The organism is Pantoea sp. Sc1 (assembly GCF_000255315.1).
In the GTDB taxonomy this organism is placed as follows: domain Bacteria; phylum Pseudomonadota; class Gammaproteobacteria; order Enterobacterales; family Enterobacteriaceae; genus Pantoea; species Pantoea anthophila.
Map to the genome: position 1 here is coordinate 752,705 of NZ_AJFP01000001.1, position 17,653 is coordinate 770,357.

The window sequence follows — 17,653 nt, forward strand, 5'->3', positions numbered from 1 at the left end:
TAAGTAACAACCAGCCACGCAATCGTTAACAATGTGGCTGGTTTGCCTCTGAGCAGGCAAAAACAGAATCGAACACGCCATAATGCGTCAGGAGCATGTGTTGGAGCAGAATCAACAACCGCCCGCCGCCACGATGAAGGATGTCGCGGAACATGCGGGTGTCTCAACCGCCACCGTATCGCGTGCGCTGATGAATCCGGAGAAAGTTTCTGCGGCCACCCGACAGAAAGTCGAACAGGCTGTTGCCGCTGTCGGCTATGCAGCACATGGTCCAACACGCAACGCGCGTCGCAATGAGACCCGAACCATCCTCGTCATTGTCCCTGATATCTGCGATCCCTTCTTCAGTGAAATCATCCGCGGCATTGAAGTCACGGCAGCCGAAGAGGGTTATCTGGTGCTGATTGGCGACTGCGCCCATCAGAATCAGCAGGAGCGAACCTTTCTCAACCTGATGGTGACACGCCAGATAGATGGCATGGTCCTGCTGGGCTCACAGTTGCCCTTCGATGCCGGCATTGATGAGCAGCGCAACCTGCCGCCGATGGTGATGGCGAATGAGTTTGCGCCCGAAATGTCACTGCCCTCGGTGCACATCGACAACCTGACCGCCGCGTTTGAAGCGGTTAATCATCTGCTGCAGTTAGGTCACACACAGATTGCCTGTATCGCCGGGCCGGAAGAGATGCCGCTCTGTCAGTATCGGTTACAGGGCTATGTCCAGGCGATGCGGCGCAGTGGCCTGACGGTCGATCCCACCTATATTGTGCGCGGCGATTTCACCTTCGAAGCGGGCGTTGCCGCGATGAATCAGCTGATGACCCTGCCGCAGCCACCGCGCGCGCTGTTCTGCCACAGCGACATTATGGCGCTCGGGGCGATGAATCAGGCCCGACGCTGCGGGCTGCGGATACCTGACGATCTCTCTGTGGTGGGATTTGATGACATCGAGTTGTCGCGCTACTGCGAGCCGCCGCTGACTACTGTTACCCAGCCGCGCTATCAGATCGGCCGGGAAGCGATGCTGCTGCTGCTGGATGAGCTGAATGGCAAACGGGTCATCAGCGGTTCGCGGCTACTGGACGCGGGTCTGACCATTCGGGGCAGCACGGCGCGCGCAAAAAAGCGTGAAAAATAAGCGTATTCGCCGCGCTTTTTCAGTAGATTCTTAAAGCGAACACTGCTGGTCAAAGTTCCGACCCTTGAGTAACATGGCGGACTCCTTGCCGGGCGCGTAAAAATCATCATTTCGCCCATCTGGCACTATTTTTGAAGGGTATAAGAACGAGAGTGGCACAAAAAGATTACGTAGGCCGCGGGCGTTCAACAGGGACGCGTCGCAAAAAAAGCCCCAGCCGCGGCAAGAAGAGCAAAGGCGGTTCGGGAACATCCAAACTGATGATTGTACTGGCGGTCGCCGTGCTGGTGACCTTTGCCGGTGGTTTATGGTTCCTGGCGCATCACAAGAAAGAGGACGTGCCGGTCATTACGGATCATAAAGCCAACGGCAATGGCTTACCGCCGAAGCCCGAAGAGCGCTGGAAATATATTAAAGAGCTGGAGAACCGTCAGGTTACCGTGCCGACCCCTATCGAACCTTCATCGGGTGGCGAGGTGAAGTCGCAGACGCAGCTGACTGACGAGCAGCGTCAGCTGCTGGAGCAGATGCAGGCGGATATGCGCCAGCAGCCAACGCAGCTGAACGAAGTGCCGTGGAACGAACAGACACCGGCGCAACGTCAGCAGACGCTGCAGCATCAGCAGCAGTTACAGCAGCTGCAACGCCAGCAGCAGCAGTTCCAGCAACAGCAGCAACGTCAGCAGCAGCAGGTTCAGCAACAACAACTGCAGCAGCAACGTCAGCAGTTGCAGGCTCAACAGCAGCAACAGCGCCAGCAGCAGTTGCAGCAGCAACAACAGCAGCGTCAGCAGCAGCTGCAGTTACAGCAGCAACGTCAGCAGCAGCAAAATGTTCAGCGCCAGACGCAGCCTGCGCCAGTTACGCGGGAACCCGAGGTGCAGTCAAAACCGCAGGAGACCGCAAAAGCGAAACCGGCGGAGAAAGCCTCTTCGCAGCGCTGGATGGTACAGTGCGGGTCATTCAAAGGCACCGACCAGGCGGAGTCAGTGCGTGCCGGTTTAGCCTTTGAAGGATTTGAAAGCCGCATTACGACCGGTGGCGGCTGGAATCGCGTGGTGATTGGTCCGTATAAAGATCGCGCCTCTGCAGACAGCACACTGAAGCGTCTGCGCAGTTCGGGTCACTCCGGCTGCATTCCCCTCTCAATCGGGGGTTGAAACCCGTCAAACCCGCCCCATATCTGTTGCATGATACTCCGCGCCCCGTGCGCGGAGTCCTTTTCCGACTGCAACAAGGGGTCTGCCCGTGACAACAATAGTAAGTGTACGACGCAACGGCCAGGTAGTGATTGGCGGTGATGGCCAGGCTACGCTCGGCAATACCGTGATGAAAGGCAACGTTAAAAAAGTGCGTCGTTTATACAACGATAAGGTGATTGCCGGATTTGCTGGCGGCACCGCAGACGCCTTCACCCTGTTTGAGCTTTTCGAACGTAAACTGGAAATGCATCAGGGCCACCTGGTGAAAGCCGCGGTGGAACTGGCCAAAGACTGGCGTACTGACCGTATGCTGCGTCGGCTTGAAGCCCTGCTGGCGGTCGCGGATGAGTCCGCCTCACTGATCATCAGCGGTAATGGTGATGTAATTCAGCCTGAAAACGATCTGATTGCCATCGGCTCCGGTGGGCCTTTCGCCCAGGCCGCGGCACGTGCGCTGCTGGAGAATACCGACATGGGCGCGCGCGACATCGTTGAGAAGTCGCTGAACATCGCAGGCGATATCTGCATCTACACTAACCATAACGTTAATTTCGAAGAATTAACCTCCAGGGCGTAAAGGTATAACTATGTCTGAGATGACTCCACGCGAAATCGTCAGCGAACTGAACCGCTTTATTATCGGCCAGGACAGCGCCAAGCGCGCCGTGGCTATTGCACTGCGCAACCGCTGGCGTCGCATGCAGCTGGATGAAGAGCTGCGCCATGAAGTGACTCCGAAAAACATCCTGATGATCGGACCGACCGGTGTCGGTAAAACGGAGATCGCCCGTCGTCTGGCTAAACTGGCCAATGCGCCCTTTATCAAGGTCGAGGCGACCAAATTTACCGAAGTGGGTTATGTCGGTAAGGAAGTCGATTCGATCATTCGCGACCTGACCGACTCCGCCATTAAGATGGTGCGCAGCCAGGCGATTGAAAAGAACAAATACCGTGCAGAAGAGATGGCGGAAGAGCGCATCCTGGATGTTCTGATTCCGCCAGCCAAAAACAACTGGGGCCAGTCAGAGCAGAGCGCGGAACCTTCTGCAGCGCGTCAGTCGTTCCGTAAAAAACTGCGCGAAGGTCAGCTGGATGACAAAGAGATTGAGATCGACCTGGCCGCCAGCGGTCCGGGCGTCGAAATCATGGCGCCTCCGGGAATGGAAGAGATGACCAGCCAGCTGCAGTCGATGTTCCAGAACCTCGGCGGCCAGAAGCAGAAACCTCGCAAGCTGAAGATCAAAGAAGCGATGAAGCTGCTGATCGAAGAAGAAGCGGCAAAACTGGTGAATCCGGAAGAGCTTAAACAGGACGCCATCGATGCCGTCGAGCAGCACGGTATCGTGTTTATCGATGAGATCGACAAAATCTGTAAGCGCGGCGGCCAGAATGCTGGCGGTCCGGATGTGTCACGCGAAGGCGTTCAGCGCGACCTGCTGCCGCTGGTGGAAGGCTGCACGGTCTCAACCAAACACGGTATGGTGAAAACGGACCACATTCTGTTTATCGCTTCGGGCGCGTTCCAGGTTGCCAGCCCGTCCGATTTGATCCCGGAACTGCAGGGTCGTCTGCCTATCCGCGTTGAACTGCAGGCGCTGACCGTGAATGATTTCGAACGCATTCTGACCGAGCCTAATGCGTCGGTAACCGTGCAGTACAAAGCGCTGATGAATACCGAAGGCGTGAATATTGAGTTCACCGAGGATGGTATCCGCCGGATCGCTGAGGCCGCATGGCAGGTTAACGAAACCACCGAAAACATCGGTGCGCGTCGTCTGCATACCGTACTGGAACGTCTGATGGAGGATATCTCCTATGACGCCAGCGATCGTCACGGTGAATCGGTCACCATCGATGCTGACTATGTGGGTAAACATCTGGATGAACTGGTGGCTGACGAAGACCTGAGCCGCTTCATTCTCTGATTCACGGATGTCGCACTTTTCAGAAGCCCAGCCGAACCGGCTGGGCTTTTTTATGCATGTTCTTGATCGAACGATGCTTTTTTCAGGGTGATGATTTTGCCAACAATCTGCATATAGCGATATACTTAGCATTCCTGTGGCAAACAGACGAAACCCTTATGAAATACGATACATCTGAACTCTGCGATATCTACCATGAAGAAGTGAATGTTGTTGAACCGCTTTTTTCAAACTTTGGTGGGCGCACTTCATTCGGTGGTCAGATTACCACAGTGAAATGCTTTGAAGACAACGGCTTACTCTACGACCTGCTGGAAGAAAATGGCCGCGGTCGGGTGCTGGTGATTGATGGCGGCGGTTCCGTGCGTCGGGCGCTGGTGGATGCGCAGCTGGCACGTCTGGCAGCCACTAACGAGTGGGAAGGCCTGGTCATCTACGGGTCAGTACGTCAGGTTGACGAGCTGGAAGAGCTGGAAATTGGCATTCAGGCGATTGCCGCCATTCCGGCCGGCGCGGCGGGTGAAGGGATTGGCGAAAGCGATGTGCGCGTCAATTTCGGCGGCGTGACCTTCTTTTCCGGTGACCATCTCTATGCCGACAATACCGGTATCATTCTGTCAGAGGATGCGCTGGACCTCGAATAAGGTCCGACAGCAACCGGGAGCAGACATGAAAACGGGTGCCTGAGCACCCGTTTTTCACATCAGCTGAGGCTTCAAACCTCTTCCATTTTTCCCAGCAGTGCGCGCAGACGTTCCTGCCAGACGTGCTGCTCTTCTTTCAGGTGCTGATTTTCACGCATCAGCGCATCGTGGTTGCCCGCGACTTGTTGCGCATCGTTACGCAGTGAGTTGTTCTGCTCTTTCAGCTCTTCGATTTCCATCTGCAACAGGGTGATGGTATCAATCGCCTGCTGTACTTTCGCTTCCAGTTTCTCAAACACTTCAAATGACATCTTTCTGACCTCTCCTAAATTCCTGCAAGGCGTTGATGATGCCAGCGCTAGCCAGCAACGTTGTCCCGATTGTATGTACCCTCACCCCGCAAGTCCAGCAACGCGGGCGCGGCGGGCGTAGTCTGTAACACTTTTCAGTCTATGCCTGAATTTATGCTGTGCTCCGATCAACGGCACACAGAGATCCCTCCGCCACGCCCGCTATCCGGCGCATTTAAGGGCGAAAGAAAGCCGGAATACGCGAAAACGCGCATTTTTATGACACAGTACACAAAAAATGATTTCGCTATTTCTCGTTTATGTTCGTTAACGATAAATTCACACCAACCCTACAATAAAGCTGGGCAACTCATGGAATGAGAACAAAAACTGATAAAATTTAACCTCGCTTCAGGAACCACTATTATGAGTCAGACAACTAACACGCTCAAAGGTCAGTGTATTGCCGAATTTCTGGGGACAGGCTTGATTATTTTCTTCGGCGCGGGCTGTGTGGCCGCACTGAAACTCGCCGGTGCCGCATTCGGTCAGTGGGAAATCTGCATCATCTGGGGGCTGGGCGTTTCCATGGCCGCCTACCTCACCGCAGGCATTTCGGGTGCGCACCTGAACCCGGCCATTACCGTGGCGCTCTGCCTGTTTGCTAATTTTGAAGGACGTAAAGTTCTGCCTTACATCATCTCACAGGTTGCCGGTGCCTTTTGTGCCGCAGCGCTGGTCTATGGCCTCTACTACAGCCTCTTTATTGACTATGAGCAGAGCCATCAGATGGTGCGCGGCACGGTTGAGAGTCTCGACCTGGCGGGCATCTTCTCAACCTATCCTAACCCGCACATCGGTGTCGGTCAGGCATTCCTGGTTGAGATGGTCATCACGGCGGTACTGATGGCGGTCATCATGGGTCTGACGGATGACGGTAACGGCATCCCACGCGGCCCACTGGCACCCCTGCTGATCGGCCTGCTGGTCGCGGTAATTGGTGGCGCAATGGGTCCGCTGACCGGCTTTGCCCTGAACCCGGCACGTGATTTCGGACCGAAGATTTTCGCATGGCTGGCAGGCTGGGGTAACGTTGCCTTCACCGGCGGTCGTGACATCCCTTACTTCCTCGTACCGATTTTTGGCCCGCTGGTCGGTGCCTGCCTGGGTGCCGTAGGTTATCGCGCACTGATTGGCCGCTATCTGCCAGGCACCGCGAAGGAACCTGCCAGTGTTCCTGCAGACAAACCGGTTGCACGCGCTCAGCAGCGTAAAGCGTAAGTTTCACCTTTTATCATCAGGACTGAATTTATGACTACCACAGATAAAAAATACATTGTCGCGCTCGATCAGGGCACAACCAGTTCACGCGCCGTGATCCTCGATCACGACGCCAACATCGTCGCCGTCTCGCAGCGTGAATTTACCCAGATCTACCCGAAAGCGGGCTGGGTTGAGCATGATCCGATGGATATCTGGGCCTCTCAAAGCTCCACGCTGGTTGAAGTGCTGGCACACGCCGATATTCGCTCCGATGAAATTGCCGCTATCGGTATCACCAATCAGCGCGAAACCGCTATCGTCTGGGACAAAGAGACCGGTAAGCCGGTCTATAACGCCATCGTCTGGCAGGATCCCCGCACCGCCGACTACTGTAACAAACTGAAGAAAGAGGGACTGGAAGAGTATATCCAGCACACCACCGGTCTGGTGATTAACCCCTACTTCTCCGGCACCAAAGTGAAGTGGATCCTCGATAACGTTGAAGGCGCGCGTGAGCGTGCGAAACGTGGCGAGCTGCTGTTCGGCACCGTTGATACCTGGCTGGTCTGGAAAATGACCCAGGGCCGCGTACATATCACCGATTACACCAACGCCTCCCGTACCATGATGTTCAACATTCACAAGCTGGAGTGGGATCAGCGCCTGCTGGATATCCTGGATATCCCGCGTGAAATGCTGCCGGAAGTGAAATCGTCGTCTGAAGTCTATGGTCAGACCAACATCGGCGGTAAAGGCGGCACGCGTATTCCTATCGCCGGTATTGCCGGTGACCAGCAGGCGGCGCTCTATGGCCAGCTCTGCGTCCAGCCTGGCATGGCGAAAAATACCTACGGCACCGGCTGCTTTATGCTGATGAACACCGGTACTGAAGCGGTAACCTCAACGCATGGCCTGCTGACCACCATCGCCTGTGGCCCGCGTGGTGAAGTGAACTATGCGCTGGAAGGGGCGGTGTTCATCGGGGGTGCCTCGATTCAGTGGCTGCGCGATGAGATGAAGCTGATCAGCGATGCCGCTGACTCTGAATACTTTGCGATGAAAGTGAAAGATACCAACGGCGTCTACATGGTGCCGGCATTCACCGGTCTGGGCGCACCTTACTGGGACCCGTATGCCCGTGGCGCGATCTTCGGTCTGACGCGCGGTGCGAACGCTAACCACATCATCCGCGCCACGCTGGAGTCGATCGCTTATCAGACCCGCGACGTTCTGGAAGCGATGCAGAACGATGCGAACACCCGTCTGCAGGCGCTGCGTGTGGATGGGGGCGCGGTGGCCAACAACTTCCTGATGCAGTTCCAGTCTGACATCCTCGGCACCCGTGTTGAGCGTCCGGAAGTGCGTGAAGTTACAGCGCTGGGTTCAGCGTATCTGGCGGGTCTGGCCGTCGGCTTCTGGCAGGACCTGGACGAAGTCCGTGCGAAATCGGTGATTGAGCGTGAGTTCCGCCCAAGCCTGGAGACCACCGAACGTAACTTCCGCTATGCCGGCTGGAAAAAAGCCGTCGCCCGCGCGCAGGCGTGGGAAGAAGAAGAGTAATACCGGGGCCCGCGACCGTCTGCGTCGCGGGCCTTTTCCCCGCCCCACTCTCCCGCTGTGTTACACTGCCTGTCTGTTTTTTGTCAGGCAGAGACCATGAAACGAGAACTTGCCATTGAATTTTCCCGCGTAACCGAAGCTGCCGCTCTGGCGGGCTATCACTGGTTAGGGCGCGGCGACAAAAATGCGGCCGATGGCGCGGCTGTCCATGCCATGCGTCACGTCCTCAACTCCATTGAGATCGACGGCCAGATTGTGATCGGCGAAGGTGAAATCGACGAAGCCCCGATGCTCTATATCGGTGAAAAAGTCGGCACCGGTCGCGGCGACGCGGTCGATATTGCGGTCGATCCGATTGAAGGCACCCGCATGACGGCGCTGGGTCAGGCTAACGCGCTGGCCGTCATGGCCGTGGGCGACAAGGGCAGTTTTCTCCACGCACCCGATATGTACATGGAGAAGCTGATTGTGGGACCGGCCGCCCACGGGGCAATCGATCTCGACCTGCCGCTGGAAACCAACCTGCGTAATATCGCTATCGCGATGAACAAGCCGCTGTCGCAGTTAACCGTGTCGATTCTGGCAAAACCCCGCCATGACGCGGTGATTGATCAGCTGCAGCAGCTGGGTGTGCGGGTCTTCACCTTCCCGGATGGCGACGTGGCCGCCTCCATTCTGACCTGCATGCCGGACAGCGAAGTGGATGTGATGTATGGCATCGGCGGTGCGCCGGAAGGCGTGGTCTCTGCGGCCGTCATCCGGGCGCTGGACGGCGATATGCAGGGCCGGCTGCTGGCGCGTCATCACGTTAAGGGCGACAGCGCGGAAAACCGTCTGCTCGGCGAGCAGGAGCTGCAGCGCTGTGCAGAGATGGGGATTGAGGCGGGGAAAAAGCTGACGCTGAGTGAGATGGCGCGCAACGACAACGTGGTCTTTGCCGCCACCGGCATTACCAGTGGCGAGCTGCTGAAAGGCATTACGCGTCAGGGCAATATCGCCACCAGCGAAACCCTGCTGATTCGCGGTAAATCACGCACCATCCGCCGTATCCAGTCGATTCACTATCTTGACCGCAAGGATCCGGCGCTTCATCCGTTTATCCTGTAACCGCCTGGTTGCCGCGCTCCGGCTGACGTGAGAGCGGCAACCAGCAGAGCAGCATCACCAGCGCCGTGAAGAACATCAGCATCCCCAGGCTGAACTGGTCGCGCTGCGGCATCATCGCTGACAGCCATGCGACCAGACCCGATCCCAGGTTCATCAGCCCGCCAATCAGCGCGCCCGCGCTACCCGCCAGCCAGGCATAAGGCTCCATAGCGCCAGAGGTTGCCAGCGGAAAGAGCATACCGGCACCAAAAAAGAAGAGCGCAGCCGGCACCAGCAGGGTCCAGATATTCATCACGCCGAACCACGCCGGGATCCACATCAGAATGCCCGCCAGCAGGCAGCTGTTCACGCCCCACCACATCAGGCTATGCCAGGAACCCTGCTCGCGTCCGGCAAACCAGGCGCCAAAGAAGGCCGCCGGAATCGGCAGAATAAACAGGATACTGACTGTCAGGCTGTGCAGGCCCAGCACGCCGCCCAGTAATACACCGCAGCTCGACTCAAATACCGCAATTCCGGCGAGCGCGCCAATCAGCAGCACGATGTAGCGGACGAAATTCGCGTCGCTGAGCAGACGGACATAGCGTTTAAAGAAGGGCGTCACTTCCGCACTCTGCGGCCGGGTCTCCGGCAGCCAGCGCGCCATCGCGCCGGTTACCGTCAGGCAGAGCAGCAGCAGGAAGGCAAAGCAGGCATGCCAGCCAAAAAGCTGGGTCAGCAGCGCACCAATCACCGGCGCCAGCAGCGGGCTGACCAGAATGCCCATATTCAGCAGGCTGTTAGCACGACGCAGCGCGTGGCCCTCATAGAGATCGCGCGGCATGGTGCGGGCCATCACGCCAGCCACGCCGGTTCCCAGCCCCTGCACGGCGCTGCCAAGCACCAGCATATCCAGCGAGGTCGCCATCAGCGCGGTCACCGCCCCGATCATAAAGATCAGCATGCCTGCCAGGATCACCGGGCGCCGCCCCACGCTGTCCGACAGCGGGCCGTAGATTAGTTGCGATCCGCCATAGGTCATCAGATAGGCCGCCATCACGCGCTGCAGCGCGCCATCCCGCACGTTCAGCGCATCGGCCATTACCGCCATGGCCGGAACATAAATGGTCTGCGCCATCTGACCCACGGCCACCAGCACAATGAGCATCACCAGCAGCGGGCGATTTTCCAGTTTCGTCATCATGGTTATACAAAATATCTTTCTGTGAAAGGAGGTTAAAACAGCGGTTCACCCGCCGGACGTCTTATTATGGCGGGCAAAATATCAGGATTAGGTGACAAAGCGAGAGGCAGGCGAAAAGGTCCTGGCTTGCGCCTGTCAAGTTTATGCACCAGCCTGTAAAGGGAATGCAACGGTTTGTCGATTCGAGCCTTTGCGAGGGCGCAGGCTGGCAATCGCGCCGGGCAGCCGCGAAAATAGTGACCTGCCTGAATCATCAACAACCAGGGAGTGAGTATGGCTGAGTGGGTCAATGCTGAAGTAAAGGAAGTCAAAAACTGGACGGATGCGCTGTTCAGTCTGCGGGTGACGGCACCGGTCGATCCCTTTATCGCCGGGCAATTTGCCAAACTGGCGCTGGAAATTGAGGGGGAACGCGTGCAGCGCGCTTACTCCTACGTCAACGCGCCGAAAGATGATCTGCTGGAGTTCTATCTGGTCACGGTGCCAGAGGGCAAGCTCAGTCCGCATCTGCAGGCCCTTCAGCCAGGCGATCAGGTGATGGTCACCAAAGAAGCCGCGGGCTTCTTTGTGCTGGATGAGGTTCCGCCGTGCAGGACGCTGTGGATGCTGGCGACCGGCACCGCTATTGGTCCTTACCTGTCGATGCTGCAGCAGGGCGAAGGACTGGAACGCTTTGAAAATATCGTGCTGGTGCATGCCGCGCGTTATGCGGCCGACCTGAGTTTTTTACCGCTGATGCAGCAGCTGCAGCAGCGTTATCAGGGTCAGCTACAGATTCAGACGGTGGTAAGTCGCGAAGAGATTGCCGGTTCGCTGACTGGCCGGGTGCCTGCGCTGATTGAGAATGGCGAGCTGGAGCGGGCCACCGGTCTGACACTGGATGCAGAGAGCAGCCATGTGATGCTGTGCGGTAACCCGCAGATGGTGCGTGATACTCAGCAACTCCTGAAAGAGACACGTGAGATGCGCAAACACCTTAAGCGTAAGCCGGGGCATATCACCAGCGAACATTACTGGTGAGCCGTTGAGCGGTATCGCACCGGCTGGGTCGCCGGGCCAAACCGGTTAGCACCGGGGGAGCCGCGAAAAACGCCGAGGTCGAGCAGCAGACCCGCAAGTAAGACAAAGGGAATGGCGCGTCCCAGCAGCCAGGGCAGGATGCCCGCCAGCATGCTCCAGTTCCCCACCACCAGCAGCCAGGCCACGATCACCAGCAACCCCCAGTAGCCGGGACGATCGCGATCGTGCAGCCGTTTGACGATCACCGCGCTGGCAGGCCACAGCAGGCAGACCACCCCAAAGGCCGCCATCTGGGTATCGAGCCAGTCGTTAGCCGCCAGCACGAAGAGCAGTGTCGTTGTCAGCAGCCAGACCGCCTGCCAGATCCAGAAATCACGTCGTCCCAGCCGGCCGCGCCAGGAAAAACACCATTGTTGTAACGTCATGCTTTATCATCCGGAAAAGAGAGCTGCCGCGCTTTTGACCTCGCGGATAAAAACCGTTTTAATTTGCGCCTGAGTTTACGGGACAGGATCGACAAAATGAAGAATTTGCCTGGCGCACTGCTGTTATCGTTTGCGCTGACGGTTCCGGTCTTTGCCGCCGATCCGCCACCGCAGGAGCGAACCGATGCGCTGCCTCCCGCCCCCTATCTGCTGGCGGGTGCGCCCACCTTTGATATGACTATCGGCCAGTTTCGCGAAAAGTATAATCTGGCCAATGCCGCGCTCATCCTGCCGGAGTATCGCGCTATTGATAATCGCGGTGACAAAAGCAACCTGACGCGGGCTGCCAGCAAAATCAATGAGACGCTCTACGCCTCTACGGCGCTGGAGCCCGGCACCGGCAAAATCAAAACGTTGCAGATTACCTGGCTGCCGTTACCTGGCCCGGATCAGAGCGCCTCGCAGCAAAAGGCGCTGGCCTACATGACCGCCCTGCTGCGCTTCTTTGTGCCGGGATTAAGTGCCGAAGAGGGGCGTAAAAAGCTGGAGGCGTTGCTGAATGCCGGCAAGGATTCACCCTACTATGCGCAGGTCGACGGCGCGCTGCGATTTGTCGTCTCTGACAGCGGTGACAAGGGGCTGACCTTTGCGATTGAGCCGGTCAAACTGGCGCTCGCCAGCCCCTGATGATGTGGCCGAAAATGACGAAAAGCAAAGCCATCGCAACATTTGATCTCTATACTGTCTGGCAGACAACGCTGCCGGCTGGCAGCGATTTTTCATGTATCGCGTTATGCGGAGGATAGAATGCGACATCCACTGGTTATGGGTAACTGGAAGTTGAATGGCAGCAAGCAGATCACAGCTGAACTGATCGCCGGTCTGCGCAAGGAACTGTCTGGCGTTGACGGTTGTGGCGTTGCCATTGCACCGCCGGCACTCTATCTCGAGCAGGCAAAACACGCCCTCTCCGGTAGTCACATTGCACTGGGTGCACAGAACGCAGACGTTAACCTGTCTGGTGCCTTCACCGGTGAAGTTTCCGCAGAGATGCTGAAAGATATCGGCGCGAAATATATCATTATCGGCCACTCAGAGCGTCGTACTTACCACAAAGAGAGCGACGAGTTCATCGCTAAGAAATTCGCGGTGCTGAAGTCAGTGGGTCTGGTTCCCGTGCTCTGCATCGGTGAAACCGAAGCAGAAAACGAAGCGGGTAAAACCGAAGAAGTCTGCGCTCGTCAGCTGGATGCCGTGCTGGAAACCCAGGGCGCTGAAGCGTTCAACGGTGCGGTCATCGCCTATGAGCCCGTCTGGGCTATCGGTACCGGTAAATCGGCGACCCCAGCGCAGGCTCAGGCCGTGCACAAATTCATCCGTGACCACATCGCGAAGAAAGATGCGGCAGTCGCGGAGCAGGTCATCATTCAGTACGGCGGCTCCGTTAACGACAAAAATGCGGCAGAGCTGTTCACCCAGCCTGACATCGATGGTGCGCTGGTTGGCGGTGCGTCACTGAAAGCTGACGCGTTTGCAGTCATCGTGAAAGCGGCGGCGGCGGCAAAAAGCGCCTAAGCGTTGATGCACAGATTAAAGGCGGCTTAAGCCGCCTTTTTTATGGGCGCAATCAGCTGGCAGCTATGATCCTGCACCTCCTCCGCCGACCCGCTATTCAGCAGCAGCCAGTTTCGCTCTACCGCCATCAGCACCAGTCGCCCGTCGCTTAACTGCGCCAGCGCCAGTCCATATTTCCCCATCTCTGTGCGCGCCTGTGGCCGCTCACTGGCCAGACGGATAAAAGCACTCTGCTGCGCCAGTTCGGCTGGCGTCAGGGCACGCAGCCAGTAGTGATGCTGACGCAGCGTGCTGCGCTGCCACTGGCCGTTAAGCTGCGGCGTCAGCGTATCGAGTTGCCGACGCACATCGGGGCGCAGGCAGGAAAGATGAATATGAAGCTGGTTCTGGGTGCGGCCATACTCTGAATTAATAGCCAGCGACAGAACCCGGTCGTCAATCGGCGAGCCATGCCGCTGGGCTAACAGATAGCGTTCATGCCAGGCAAAGGCAAAATAGTTGGGTGTGGCGGGCTGAAGTAAGCGCGGGCTTTCTATGCCCGTGATCCTGTCGAGCGGAATCAGCAGAAACTGCAGTGGTCCATGGATATCTTTCAGCATGGCATAACGATGTGGCCGATCGACACGCTGACAGGGCGCAGGGTTGCCACTGCTCTGTTGGTGGGGCACACATTTCTCGCTGACGATCTGCCACAGCGCATCACTGTTCTTTTTAAAATGCAGTGCGGCCGCCAGCATCCCCGCAATGACCAGCACCAGCAGGATCGCCATCCCGCGGGCTGCATGACGGTGTATCGGCATAACAACGCTTCCTGAATGGCTTCGCAGCCTGCATCCTCGCCTGGCGGGAAAAGAATGTCACGGGGAATTCTGGCTGATAGCGCAGCAGGGGTGGAGAAGAGAGAGGTGTCGCGTAAGCGGTCAGCGCAGAGATGCGCTGACCGCCATGCCTTACGGTTTCATGACCTGGTCATAGCTGCCGCCATCGGCGAAGTGGGCTTTCTGAGCCTGTGTCCAGCCACCAAACTTGTCCTGAATAGTGAACAGTTTCACAGGCGCAAAGGTGCTGGAAAATTTCTTCGCAATCTCAGCATCACGCGGACGGTAGTAGTTCTGCGCGGCAATCGTCTGGCCTTCCGGCGAATAGAGGTATTTCAGATAGGCGTCCGCAACCTTACGCGTACCCTTTTCGTCCACCACCTTATCGACTACCGACACGGTCGGCTCAGCCAGAATGGATTCACTCGGCGTCACAATCTCGAACTTATCTTTGCCCAGCTTGTTCACCGCCAGATAGGCTTCGTTTTCCCAGGCGATGAGGACGTCACCAATGCCGCGCTCAACGAAGGTGTTGGTCGCGCCACGCGCACCGGAATCCTGCACCTCAACGTTTTTAAACAGCGCTCTGACGTAAGCCAGCGCTTTAGCCTGATCGCCATTGTTGTGATCCAGCGCCCAGCCCCAGGCCGCCAGATAGTTCCAGCGTGCCCCGCCGGAGGTTTTCGGGTTAGGGGTGATGACAGAGACACCTGGTTTGATCAGGTCGCTCCAGTCATGAATGCCTTTGGGATTGCCTTTGCGTACCAGGAAGACAATGGTCGAGGTGTAAGGGGCGGAGTTATCCGGCAGACGCTGAAGCCAGTTTTTATCAATACGCCCGCGTTCTGCAATGGCATCGACATCGGATTGCAGGGCCAGCGTCACCACATCTGCCCGGATGCCGTTAATTACGGAGGTTGCCTGCTTGCCGGAGCCGCCATGGGACTGGCGCACCACGACGTTATCGCCGGTTTCCTGTTTGTAGTGCGCACTGAACGCTTTGTTGTACTGTTCGTACAGCTCACGCGTTGGATCGTAGGACACGTTAAGCAGCTGAATGTCTTTTGCCAGAACGCTGGTTGAGGCCAGCAACAGGGTAACGCCGATACTCCACTTGTTCATTACGCACTCTCCCAATGTCGTTATGGGCGTAGCGTGACATAAACCAATACAGAGCTTAAAGAATTAAAAATAAGTGGTTATAACCGAGGGGAATATAGACTGGCGATGCCGGGGCGTGCGGTAACGCACACCCCGGCAGAGGGATCAGTAGAGTTTTTTCGCGGTGTCGAGCCAGTCACGCTTAAACGGACGCTTCATGTTTTCAATCGCGTCGATGATGTCGTGATGCACCATCTTCTCATTCTGAATACCGACACAACGACCGCCGTAGCCCTGCATCAGCAGCTCAATGGAGTAAGCGCCCATGCGTGACGCCAGAATACGGTCATAGGCACAGGGCGCGCCACCACGCTGAATATGGCCCAGCACGGTGGAACGGGTTTCGCGTTTGGTTTCTGTTTCGATAAAGCGCGCCAGATCGTCGATATCGCAGATATGTTCGGTAATCGCCACGATAGCGTGCTTTTTCCCTTTGGCGATGCCCGCTTTGATTTCCGCGACCAGCTCTTCACGGGTATAAGGGAATTCCGGCAGCACGATGAACTCACAGCCACCAGCAATGGCCGCCGCCAGCGTCAGATCGCCGCAGTAGCGGCCCATCACTTCAACGATGGAGATACGCTGATGCGACGAAGAGGTATCACGCAGGCGGTCAATGGCCTCCACCACGGTTTCCAGCGCCGTAAAGTAACCGATGGTGTAATCCGTTCCGGCAACGTCGTTGTCGATGGTGCCCGGTAAGCCGATGCAGGGGAAGCCCATTTCGGTCAGACGTTTCGCCCCCATGTAGGAGCCATCGCCGCCGATCACCACCAGCGCGTCAATGCCGCGCTTTTTCATGTTCTCGATGGCCACCTGGCGAATATCTTCATTACGGAATTCAGGAAAGCGCGCAGAGCCCAGGAAGGTGCCGCCGCGGTTGATCATGTCGGAGACGCTGTAGCGATCGAGATTGATCATGCGGTCTTCGTACAATCCCAGATAGCCATCATAGATCCCAAAAACTTCCAGTCCTTCACTCAGCGCGGAACGCACGACTCCACGAATAGCTGCGTTCATGCCTGGGGCGTCACCGCCGCTGGTTAATACACCAATTTTTTTGATCATGACAACCTCTGGATTTTTAAAACGAAGGGTTAATCCTGCCTGTCGATCGCTGCTGAACATCATTAAAGGCCAGCGCGACATGTGATGGCAGATAGTATATCAAAGGCTTGCTGCTGAATTGATTCAGGTCAGACAACTTTTCACTATTTTTTGCAGCAATGTTAGCGTTACGTCGTCCCTTACGTATCAAATTGATTCGTTTAGGTTAAAAACCTGGAGAATCCTCCTTCTCGAACGGTACCACAGAACAGGGGTCCTGATGGATAATTACGTCTGACCCGGGAAAGGCGTCGCGTAACGCCCTCTCAACCTGATCGGCCACACGGTGCGCCTGCACCAGGGGCAGCTGGTCTTCAAGCTCCAGATGCAGCTGAATAAATTTTGTCGGGCCGGACTGGCGGGTACGCAGATCGTGCACCCCCTGCACCTGGGGCCAGTTCGTCGCCAGCGTCAGAATCTGCTGACGCTCCTCTTCCGGCAATGCGCGATCCAGCAGGGACTGCACTGCGTCGTAGCCCATACGCAACGCGCTGTAGAGAATAAAAATGCCGATTCCCAGCGCGAACAGGGCATCTGCTCTTGCAAAACCATAGCTGCTCAGCACCAGGGCGATCAGAATCGCGCCATTCATAATGACATCGGACTGATAGTGCAGCATGTCAGCCCGAATGGCCTGACTGCGGGTTTTCCGCACCACCCAGCGCTGAAAGGCCACCAGTAACAGGGTTGAACTCAGCGCGACAACCGTCACCACAATCCCGACACCGGGAGCCCGCAGAACATCCGGCGACGCCAGATGTTGCAGGCCGGTCAGGAACAGAAACAGCGCCGAGCCTGAAATAAACATGCTCTGAGCCAGTGCCGCCAGCGATTCCGCTTTACCGTGCCCGAACGTATGATCTTCATCGGCGGGCTGCAGCGCATAACGCACCACCAGCAGATTCGTGAGTGACGCGGCAATATCAACCAGCGAGTCCACCAGCGAAGCGAGCAGACTCACCGAACCGGTGTACCACCAGGCAAAGATTTTCACGATCAACAGCACCGACGCGAGAAGGGTAGCGGCCAGCGCAGCACGCTTTACCAGTCGGCCATAAGAGGGTTGCATGCCGGATCCCCTGCACCCCATCATCAGATGAGGCGTATTCAGATGGAAGAAAGGCTGAAGTTTAACACCCTGAGGCGGGTAGTGCTTAGCAGGAGGCGCAACGGAGAGAGGTTCTTTACAGCGGGGGCAACCGATAAAAACAAGCCCCGGCCTTTGAAAAAGGACG

The 17,653-nt window shown here is 56.9% G+C and carries 18 protein-coding genes; 11 read left to right on the top strand and 7 right to left on the bottom strand.

Going from position 1 to position 17,653, the window contains the following annotated elements:
- Positions 1 to 100: 100 nt before the first annotated feature.
- The 5 genes from cytR to rraA all read left to right on the top strand — a co-directional run bounded on the left by cytR (position 101) and on the right by rraA (position 4,909).
- The gene (gene cytR / locus S7A_RS03595) at positions 101 to 1,138 is read left to right on the top strand and encodes a DNA-binding transcriptional regulator CytR (protein ID WP_009088024.1); all 1,038 of its coding nucleotides are present in this window, start codon (positions 101 to 103) and stop codon (positions 1,136 to 1,138) included.
- 152 nt (positions 1,139 to 1,290) lie between these two features.
- The gene (gene ftsN, locus S7A_RS03600; RefSeq protein WP_033736099.1) at positions 1,291 to 2,298 is read left to right on the top strand and encodes a cell division protein FtsN; all 1,008 of its coding nucleotides are present in this window, start codon (positions 1,291 to 1,293) and stop codon (positions 2,296 to 2,298) included.
- A gap of 88 nt (positions 2,299 to 2,386) precedes the next feature.
- A complete protein-coding gene (gene hslV / locus S7A_RS03605; protein WP_009088029.1) occupies positions 2,387 to 2,917 on the top strand; it encodes an ATP-dependent protease subunit HslV in 531 nt (176 codons plus the stop codon).
- 10 nt (positions 2,918 to 2,927) lie between these two features.
- Entirely contained in the window at positions 2,928 to 4,265 is a 1,338-nt protein-coding gene (gene hslU / locus S7A_RS03610; protein WP_009088030.1) for an HslU--HslV peptidase ATPase subunit, read from the top strand.
- A 158-nt stretch (positions 4,266 to 4,423) separates the two neighbouring features.
- Complete coding sequence (gene rraA, locus S7A_RS03615; protein WP_009088032.1) at positions 4,424 to 4,909, top strand: ribonuclease E activity regulator RraA; 486 nt, start codon at positions 4,424 to 4,426, stop codon at positions 4,907 to 4,909.
- Between the two features lie 71 nt (positions 4,910 to 4,980).
- Here rraA and zapB read toward each other — a convergent pair whose 3' ends face one another.
- The gene (zapB, locus tag S7A_RS03620) at positions 4,981 to 5,220 is read right to left on the bottom strand and encodes a cell division protein ZapB (protein WP_003851242.1); all 240 of its coding nucleotides are present in this window, start codon (positions 5,218 to 5,220) and stop codon (positions 4,981 to 4,983) included.
- Positions 5,221 to 5,625: 405 nt separating this feature from the next.
- On the opposite strand from zapB, the gene S7A_RS03625 reads away from it, so the two are divergent.
- The 3 genes from S7A_RS03625 (at position 5,626) to glpX (ending at position 9,129) form a co-directional block, all read left to right on the top strand.
- A complete protein-coding gene (locus S7A_RS03625) occupies positions 5,626 to 6,480 on the top strand; it encodes an MIP/aquaporin family protein (protein ID WP_009088034.1) in 855 nt (284 codons plus the stop codon).
- A 30-nt stretch (positions 6,481 to 6,510) separates the two neighbouring features.
- The gene (gene glpK / locus S7A_RS03630) at positions 6,511 to 8,022 is read left to right on the top strand and encodes a glycerol kinase GlpK (protein ID WP_009088036.1); all 1,512 of its coding nucleotides are present in this window, start codon (positions 6,511 to 6,513) and stop codon (positions 8,020 to 8,022) included.
- Positions 8,023 to 8,118: 96 nt separating this feature from the next.
- Positions 8,119 to 9,129, top strand: coding sequence for a class II fructose-bisphosphatase (gene glpX / locus S7A_RS03635; RefSeq protein WP_009088038.1), 1,011 nt, complete (start codon positions 8,119 to 8,121; stop codon positions 9,127 to 9,129).
- Here glpX and emrD read toward each other — a convergent pair.
- A complete protein-coding gene (emrD, locus tag S7A_RS03640) occupies positions 9,119 to 10,312 on the bottom strand; it encodes a multidrug efflux MFS transporter EmrD (protein WP_082668189.1) in 1,194 nt (397 codons plus the stop codon). The two genes, glpX and emrD, sit on opposite strands and share 11 nt — an antisense overlap.
- A 273-nt stretch (positions 10,313 to 10,585) precedes the next feature.
- Between emrD and fpr the strand changes: the two genes are divergently transcribed.
- Positions 10,586 to 11,332, top strand: coding sequence for a ferredoxin--NADP(+) reductase (gene fpr / locus S7A_RS03645; protein ID WP_009088043.1), 747 nt, complete (start codon positions 10,586 to 10,588; stop codon positions 11,330 to 11,332).
- On the opposite strand, the gene S7A_RS03650 is transcribed toward fpr, so the two are convergent.
- Positions 11,323 to 11,757, bottom strand: a complete 435-nt coding sequence (locus S7A_RS03650; protein ID WP_009088044.1) for a DUF805 domain-containing protein — start codon at positions 11,755 to 11,757, stop codon at positions 11,323 to 11,325. The genes fpr and S7A_RS03650 overlap by 10 nt on opposite strands.
- Before the next feature lie 96 nt (positions 11,758 to 11,853).
- On the opposite strand from S7A_RS03650, the gene S7A_RS03655 reads away from it, so the two are divergent.
- Together S7A_RS03655 and tpiA are read left to right on the top strand one after the other, a co-directional pair.
- The gene (locus S7A_RS03655; protein WP_009088047.1) at positions 11,854 to 12,444 is read left to right on the top strand and encodes a DUF1454 family protein; all 591 of its coding nucleotides are present in this window, start codon (positions 11,854 to 11,856) and stop codon (positions 12,442 to 12,444) included.
- Between the two features lie 120 nt (positions 12,445 to 12,564).
- Positions 12,565 to 13,332, top strand: a complete 768-nt coding sequence (tpiA, locus tag S7A_RS03660) for a triose-phosphate isomerase (RefSeq protein ID WP_009088051.1) — start codon at positions 12,565 to 12,567, stop codon at positions 13,330 to 13,332.
- Positions 13,333 to 13,358: 26 nt separating this feature from the next.
- Here the strand turns inward: tpiA and S7A_RS03665 are convergent, their stop codons facing one another.
- From S7A_RS03665 to fieF, 4 genes are all read right to left on the bottom strand, one after another.
- Positions 13,359 to 14,132, bottom strand: coding sequence for a CDP-diacylglycerol diphosphatase (locus tag S7A_RS03665; RefSeq protein ID WP_009088053.1), 774 nt, complete (start codon positions 14,130 to 14,132; stop codon positions 13,359 to 13,361).
- A gap of 150 nt (positions 14,133 to 14,282) precedes the next feature.
- Entirely contained in the window at positions 14,283 to 15,272 is a 990-nt protein-coding gene (locus S7A_RS03670) for a sulfate ABC transporter substrate-binding protein (RefSeq protein ID WP_009088055.1), read from the bottom strand.
- Between the two features lie 144 nt (positions 15,273 to 15,416).
- Complete coding sequence (pfkA, locus tag S7A_RS03675; RefSeq protein ID WP_009088057.1) at positions 15,417 to 16,379, bottom strand: 6-phosphofructokinase; 963 nt, start codon at positions 16,377 to 16,379, stop codon at positions 15,417 to 15,419.
- A 205-nt stretch (positions 16,380 to 16,584) separates the two neighbouring features.
- On the bottom strand, positions 16,585 to 17,487 hold the full coding sequence (gene fieF, locus S7A_RS03680) for a CDF family cation-efflux transporter FieF (RefSeq protein WP_009088059.1): 903 nt from the start codon (positions 17,485 to 17,487) through the stop codon (positions 16,585 to 16,587).
- Positions 17,488 to 17,653 lie beyond the last annotated feature (166 nt).

What these genes read in the sequence shown, in the direction of transcription:
- hslU (WP_009088030.1), top strand. Translation starts at nt 2,928, where the DNA reads ATGTCTGAGATGACTCCACGCGAAATCGTCAGCGAACTGAACCGCTTT.
- emrD (WP_082668189.1), bottom strand. Translation starts at nt 10,312, where the DNA reads ATGATGACGAAACTGGAAAATCGCCCGCTGCTGGTGATGCTCATTGTG.
- fieF (WP_009088059.1), bottom strand. Translation starts at nt 17,487, where the DNA reads ATGCAACCCTCTTATGGCCGACTGGTAAAGCGTGCTGCGCTGGCCGCT.
- S7A_RS03650 (WP_009088044.1), bottom strand. Translation starts at nt 11,757, where the DNA reads ATGACGTTACAACAATGGTGTTTTTCCTGGCGCGGCCGGCTGGGACGA.
- pfkA (WP_009088057.1), bottom strand. Translation starts at nt 16,379, where the DNA reads ATGATCAAAAAAATTGGTGTATTAACCAGCGGCGGTGACGCCCCAGGC.
- S7A_RS03625 (WP_009088034.1), top strand. Translation starts at nt 5,626, where the DNA reads ATGAGTCAGACAACTAACACGCTCAAAGGTCAGTGTATTGCCGAATTT.
- rraA (WP_009088032.1), top strand. Translation starts at nt 4,424, where the DNA reads ATGAAATACGATACATCTGAACTCTGCGATATCTACCATGAAGAAGTG.
- fpr (WP_009088043.1), top strand. Translation starts at nt 10,586, where the DNA reads ATGGCTGAGTGGGTCAATGCTGAAGTAAAGGAAGTCAAAAACTGGACG.
- tpiA (WP_009088051.1), top strand. Translation starts at nt 12,565, where the DNA reads ATGCGACATCCACTGGTTATGGGTAACTGGAAGTTGAATGGCAGCAAG.
- glpX (WP_009088038.1), top strand. Translation starts at nt 8,119, where the DNA reads ATGAAACGAGAACTTGCCATTGAATTTTCCCGCGTAACCGAAGCTGCC.
- S7A_RS03670 (WP_009088055.1), bottom strand. Translation starts at nt 15,272, where the DNA reads ATGAACAAGTGGAGTATCGGCGTTACCCTGTTGCTGGCCTCAACCAGC.
- S7A_RS03665 (WP_009088053.1), bottom strand. Translation starts at nt 14,132, where the DNA reads ATGCCGATACACCGTCATGCAGCCCGCGGGATGGCGATCCTGCTGGTG.
- zapB (WP_003851242.1), bottom strand. Translation starts at nt 5,220, where the DNA reads ATGTCATTTGAAGTGTTTGAGAAACTGGAAGCGAAAGTACAGCAGGCG.
- glpK (WP_009088036.1), top strand. Translation starts at nt 6,511, where the DNA reads ATGACTACCACAGATAAAAAATACATTGTCGCGCTCGATCAGGGCACA.
- S7A_RS03655 (WP_009088047.1), top strand. Translation starts at nt 11,854, where the DNA reads ATGAAGAATTTGCCTGGCGCACTGCTGTTATCGTTTGCGCTGACGGTT.